Origin of the sequence: Phytoactinopolyspora endophytica, assembly GCF_004138495.1 — a bacterium.
In the GTDB taxonomy this organism is placed as follows: Bacteria; Actinomycetota; Actinomycetes; order Jiangellales; family Jiangellaceae; genus Phytoactinopolyspora; species Phytoactinopolyspora endophytica.
In genome coordinates, this window is record NZ_ML142852.1 from 498,884 (window position 1) to 504,272 (window position 5,389).

Below are 5,389 nucleotides of genomic sequence, written 5' to 3' on the forward strand. Positions count from 1 at the left end.
GCGCATCGTCGCGTGTCTCGTCGATCAATCCGCGAGCCTGCGCAGGTGGCTCGTCTGGCATCGGAGCCCGGCGGAGCAGGGCGAGCACCTGCCGTAGTGTGCGGACACCGACCACGCCGACGCCGGGTGCCATCTTCGCCTCGTCGACATTGGACTCCGGAACCACGACGCGTTGCGCGCCGACCTTCAACGCGCCGAGCACGGCAGGCAGTACTCCGGCGATGGCACGCAGTCTCCCGTCGGGTTCCAACGCGCCGAGGAATACCACGTCTGGTGCAGGTTCGGGCACCTCGCCTGCGGCGCTAAGGATCGCCACGGCCATACCGAGTTCGAGACGGCGGGCAGGCTTGGGCAGCGCGGCCGGTGCCGATCTCACGGTGACCCGGCCGTGTGGCCAGGACTCTTGGCTGGCCTGGATAGCCGGTTGCAGCCGGTCCTGGACCTGCCCGGGCGGCTCGCCCGGCATGCCCTGTAGATCGAACTCGTAGCGGCCGCCGAGCTGGGCCTCGATGTCAACAGCATGTCCGTCGATGCCGACCACGGCCACGCTTCGGCATCGGCCATGACCGCTAGACGCGGTGTGCTGTCTTGGTTCGGTCATCGCTGATCGCCCCTTCGCTCACCGTTCGCGGTCTCGGGCGAACCCGTGGCAGCTGTGGCGTATCGCGCGGGCCGCTCACCGATCTGCACGACCTGACCAGCCACGACGAGCTTCGCCAGGGCGTTGGCGACGGCGCCGCTTGACCGGTCGAGCGCGTGACCGATCGCGGTCGGACCGAACTCCTCGCCGGGGTGGGCGGCCAGATATTCGGCGACCATGTCGCGTAGGGCGCCACGGCGAAGCCGCGCAGGCTTGGCGGGTACGGACACCGGAGCCCAGCTGTCCGCCGTGCGGGCACCGTGTTCGCGGCTGCCCGGGGTACGGCGAGCGCGCCCGCGTTGTTCGGCAGCAGCGAGCACCTTCCCAGCGGTGGAGCGGCCCACGCCAGCCGCAGCAGCGATCTCGGCCGCGCTCCGATCGGGCAGCTGTCGAAGGGCGGCGAGAACCTTGGCTTCAGCTGTGCCGGGATCAGGGGTCATGGCGGGTGCTGTGCCGGCCGCGTTGGTGTTGTTGGGCATGACGGCTCCTCGACTCACGAAAGGGGCAGGAATGGGTCATGCCTCCGGAGGCCACGGGCCCGGCGGTGCGCGCTCCGCATCAGGTGGAGCCCGTTGTGTGGTCTCTATGGACGCTCCATACGCCGGCGAAGTCAAGGCCGCGCCGGAACATCCGGGGTCGCCTGTCGGCAGATGCTGCGTGAGGACACTCTTCACGTCCGTCCACAGATCAGCTTCGGTCCGTGCCGGCGTCGCGTTTCGCATGACCACGCGAGATCGGGCAAGAACCGCGTCTGACGATCCGGTGTCGGGAGCTGCCCAATGCAGAGGCCGTGGATGTCGGTGTGGGCGATGAACCGCAGCAGCGCGTTGACGAACTTCGCCTCGCGCTCCGGCGTACCGTCATCTCAACCCGACGCGACCGGAATGCTTTGACCGCCTCGCGTGTGCGTGCGGCGTGATCGGCGCGAGCCCTGGGTGAGGTGGCGGGTGATCCAGCGGCCTTACTGGCGGAGTGGCAGTGTTCAAACCCTGCGATATTCGCAGGTTCCGCACGCTACTTCCAGCATCCACACCTACCGCAGCTCGCCCGGCGGGCACTGTCGGGACGATGATTGCCAGTTGTCGCATGATGACAGAGGACAGTCCGGAGCTGTCGATAGGCTCCTCCTGTCAGACTGGTCGTCGTGCAGCACCTACCAGACGACGTTGGGCGAAGCCCGGCGCTCGACTCCGCGCAGCTGATCCGGATCGAGGCTACCCACCGCGGGTTCGGCTACCAGCACCTTTATGGAGTGGCGTGCCTGCTTGCGATGGACCTGACCGGTACAGACATCGTAGTCGTGGAACATGACGAAGACATCGAGTTGGTCCGTGCCGCGTCCACGGTGTACGTGCAGGTGAAGACTCGTCAGCGCGCTCTTCGCTTCAGCGATTTTAGCGGGGTGCTGGAGAGATTCGCTGTGCTGCGTCGGGAGCACAGCGAAGACAGGCGGTCTGGCGAAGCCCGGTTTGTCATCGTCAGCAACACGGGTCCCGGGCCTGACTTGCTCGCGCGGTTGGCTCAGCCGACCTGGCCGGCCGACGTCAGCGTGTTATGGCCGGGCGGCCCGGCCGCTCATGTCGAACTGCAGGTGCCTGCGCCATGGGCAGACGTCGGTGCCGCTATGCACGCGTGTGTGGCTCAGGCAGGGGCGGTTCCCTTCGCGAGCCTGGCACCGGAGACGTTGGTGCTCAAACTCGCAGGGCTCGTGCAGTACCTGGCTACCGGACACCGTGGGCACGCGGTGACGAAGGCCCAAATACACGGCTTTCTCGAGCAGTTGGTTGTCCAGCTGCACGACTTCCCGCAGCCGCCATTGGACTATCGTCGACAAACCGTGGAGCCGGACCTGCTGGCACCTGGCAGAGTCCGGTTGGTGACCGGGGTTTCGGGTTCCGGCAAGACGGCGTGGGCTTCTCATGCCGCGCTGCTTCACCCTGCCCCGACGGCCTACTTCGACGTCGGGGAGCTCCCTGACCAAGCATTGGCGTCTTCTCTAGCCCGCGAGCTGGTCGCGCGGTTCCTGAGCGACGGAACTTCCAGCGCCGGGGGCGCTGCGCTGCCAGCAGCCAGCGGCCTCGAGCTGTTGGCACTGGTTTCCAGCCGACTCCGCAGCAACGAGTCGGAAGTCACCGTCGTCCTGGATAATGTGCACCGCGTCTCCGCCCATACCTTGCGGTCCATCGTGGAAGCAGCGCCCGACATGCGGTTCGTCCTGCTCGGCCAAACCTGGCCAGGGCAGGCCCAGGCCGAAGCCCTCTTGGGGATACAGGCGGAAATACTGGGCGGGTGGTCGCTGGACGATCTGGCGGCAGCGTTCGCTGCTGCCGGCTGCCCGGTCGGTGTTTCGGCCGGACAGCGCGCGCTCGGACTGACCGCGGGAGTGCCGCTCTACGTCAACGCGGCCGCACAGCTCGCCGCAAAGGCGTATGCAGGCGACGTCGGTAGGTTCCTCGACGCCGTGGAGAGCCGTCTCGCTCTCGTTCAGACTGCGCACGAGGTGATTTTGGCCGAGACGTTCGAGCAGCTGACACCGCAGGCTCGCGAGGCTGCTTCGTTGCTTGATCTGTCGGACGTGCCACTAAGTAGCGAGGAGGCCCTGGAGCTCATCGGCGCTGGCGACGTATCGCAAATTGCAGCGGCGAAGGCGCTGCGGGACATGACGAGATCCGGTGTCGTCCAGCTTACTAGCGGAGGTGACGTCAAATTGCACGACGCGTTTCGACTGCTGGCGCGCGACAACCGTGCGGGCTTGGCGCCGGGAGTTGTCGAGGCCGCCCTCGAGGCGCTCGTCGTGATGTTGCAACGGTCGCTGCCCACCCAGTGGACCGTCAGCCGGTTCGGTCTGTGGGTGCGGCTGCTGCCGCAGACTGGCCGGCACACAACCTTGATCGACGTGGCATCCCATGAGCAGTTCCACCAAGTCGGTGATCCAAGCGAAATCAGAGCCACCCTCGAAGCGGCGAGTCAGTCTTCCGAATTCAGTGATGAGGATCGATTCTGGGCGCTCGACGCCCTGGTCCTCTGGGACTACCTAGATGGCACCTACGACAGTATTCCTGGCCTGGTGAGCCAGATGACAGCTGTCGCTGGCTCCGGCCTCGAAACCCGTGCAGCCGGTGCGCTCGCCATGAAACAGATGATCGTCGCAGCTCTAAGTGGCGACCGCGGCGAAGTAGAGTCCGCGTACGGTGTCGGCCTGGAAAGTATCCAAGGCAATGAACAATTGCAGCGAATTTACAGATACAACCACGCACTGTCGCTATTTCAAATCGAAGCATATAATGAGGTGGAATCGGCGGCTTTTCAACTCGTCTTGGACTACTACGACTTGCTCGGGCTCGACATCGAGGACCTGTTTGGCACGAACCCTGAGCATATTTTGGCGGTAGCGCCCGACACGCCGGATCGTGATGACAATCTTCGTCACACTGGGGATAGCCTCAATCTACTTGGGGCGGCCAACCAGCACCTAGGTAAGCCGGCAGCGCTGGTCTATATTCATGCAATGAAGCTTTACAGTGCTGCATCAGCGTGGCGGTCCGCTGTTCACTCTGGGCAAGAAGCGGTCGACGAGTTAGTGGGACTCGGTGACCTGGTAGGCGCGCGAGACATTTCCGAGAATGATCTCGCGCAAATTGTCACGCACTACCAGCTTTCTGATTTAATTGTCCCAGTAAGGGCGCAGTATGCAGTAGTACTTGCCTGGTGTGGCGATATCGACGCCGCTCGCAATGAGATGGCGAAGTTGGAGGCATATCAACTTGTCGATTTGGGTGCGGCCGAGCTGGCCAATCAACGGACACTCATTGAGCAGATCGCGACGGATTACCTACAAGAAGGCGCTACTTCTGACGAATAACTTGCCCTAATTAGCCGGGTCGGGTGGCGCCGAGGTAGTCGTCGCCGTTCCAGCGGTACGGGGCGACGCGGATGATGTCGCCGCGTCTCGGGGCGTGGATCATTTGGTCGTGGCCGATGTAGAGGCCGACGTGGTGAACGTTGGTGGGGGTGCCGTAGAAGACGAGGTCGCCGGGCTGTAGGGGTTCGTCGGTTCCGAGGCGGGGTCCGACGTTGTACTGGGTTTGCGCGGTGCGGGGCAGGGTGATGTCGCCGGAGGCGTAGGCCATGTAGGTCAGGCCGGAGCAGTCGAACCCAGCGTGACCGTCGTCGGGTCCGTTGCCGCCCCAGACGTAGGGCAGGCCGAGTTGGCCTCGGGCGTAGTTGACCGCCTGCCATGCCGCGGGGCCGGGACCGTCGGCGCCGACGTCGTAGGAGGCGTACACGTTCGCTTTGCTCAGTACGTTGGCGACGTAGGCATCGGAGTGGTTGTAGGCCCAGATAGCTGCGTGCAGGTCGCGGGCGTGTCGTGCTCCGGAGTCGCACAGGTAGCGGGCGGCGGCGTGGATGGCGTTGATCGGGTCGTACGGGTTGGGCGGGTCGGACCCGCCGGGCGGGACGGGCAGTTTGTAGGCGTCGAAGGTGGTGGGCAGGAACTGCATGGGTCCTCTGGCGCCTTTGGGGTTGGAGCCGTGGTGCACGCCGGGCAGGTCGCTTCGTCCGTGGTCGGATTCGACGCTGCCGATGGCGGCGAGGATGCTCCAGTCGAGCCCGGGGCAGGTGTCGGCGGCCTCGATGTAGAGGGCGAGGTAGTCGGGTGGGATGTCGTCGACGGCCACTTGGCTGGGCGGGCTCGGCCCGCCGCCACCACCACCGAGGACACCTGCGACGCCGCTGGCGATCGCCGCG

General features: G+C 65.2%; 4 protein-coding genes. 1 reads left to right on the forward strand and 3 read right to left on the reverse strand.

Going from position 1 to position 5,389, the window contains the following annotated elements; translation table 11 throughout:
* Both ELR45_RS10720 and ELR45_RS10725 read right to left on the reverse strand, forming a co-directional pair.
* Window positions 1–601, reverse strand: a 601-nt coding sequence (locus ELR45_RS10720) for an ATP-binding protein (protein ID WP_165367662.1), incomplete at its 3' end; no start/stop codon positions are given.
* A complete protein-coding gene (locus ELR45_RS10725; RefSeq protein ID WP_129665753.1) occupies window positions 598–1,119 on the reverse strand; it encodes a hypothetical protein in 522 nt (173 codons plus the stop codon). The genes ELR45_RS10725 and ELR45_RS10720, both read right to left, overlap by 4 nt.
* A 665-nt stretch (window positions 1,120–1,784) precedes the next feature.
* Between ELR45_RS10725 and ELR45_RS10730 the strand changes: the two genes are divergently transcribed.
* Complete coding sequence (locus tag ELR45_RS10730; RefSeq protein WP_165367663.1) at window positions 1,785–4,502, forward strand: dsDNA nuclease domain-containing protein; 2,718 nt, start codon at window positions 1,785–1,787, stop codon at window positions 4,500–4,502.
* A gap of 10 nt (window positions 4,503–4,512) precedes the next feature.
* On the opposite strand, the gene ELR45_RS10735 is transcribed toward ELR45_RS10730, so the two are convergent.
* Entirely contained in the window at window positions 4,513–5,382 is an 870-nt protein-coding gene (locus ELR45_RS10735) for a C40 family peptidase (protein ID WP_420813870.1), read from the reverse strand.
* Between the last annotated feature and the right edge of the window lie 7 nt (window positions 5,383–5,389).